1 protein-coding gene is annotated in these 624 nt (G+C 47.0%); it reads left to right on the top strand.

Going from position 1 to position 624, the window contains the following annotated elements; all coding sequences use genetic code 11:
• The coding region (locus AABK37_RS41765; RefSeq protein WP_432557238.1) for a condensation domain-containing protein at positions 1 to 624 on the top strand (624 nt) is incomplete at both ends.

Genomic DNA, 624 nt, shown 5'->3' with positions numbered 1-624 from the left:
AACTGAGTGCAGCGCTAACTGCCTTCAGCCAGAAACAAGAAGTGACGCTGTTCATGACACTCTTAGCAGCGTTCCAAACATTGCTGAGTCGTTACAGCGGGCAAACTGATATCTGCGTTGGCACACCAATTGCCAACCGCAATCGCAGTGAAATAGAGCAGTTAATTGGTTTATTTGTCAACACTTTAGTGCTGCGGAGCAATTTATCTGGCAACCCCAGTTTTAGCGATTTCCTGTTGCAAATGCGGGAAGTGGCACTTGGTGCTTACGCCCATCAAGACCTACCCTTTGAGCAGTTAGTCGAGCAATTGCAACCGCAGCGTTCTTTAAGCTATACACCACTGTTCCAAGTGATGTTTGTGCTGCAAAATGCACCGATGCCTGAGTTGGAACTGACCGACTTAACGCTCTGTGCACTGCCAATCGAAAGCGAGACAGCCAAGTTTGATTTAACTTTAGTTCTGGAGAACACAAGCGCTGGATTAAGCGGCTTTTTTGAATACAATACAGATTTGTTTGATGCCGCCACCATCACGCGGATGGTAGGGCACTATCAAACTTTACTCGAAGCAGTCGTTGTCAATCCACAGCAAAAGCTATCAGACCTACCACTGCTAACTGCCA

Source organism: Tolypothrix sp. VBCCA 56010 (genome assembly GCF_050875635.1).
Taxonomy (GTDB): Bacteria; Cyanobacteriota; Cyanobacteriia; order Cyanobacteriales; family Nostocaceae; genus Hassallia.
Note: the sequence above shows the minus strand (reverse complement) of the source record. Positions and strands in the feature narration are given on the sequence as shown.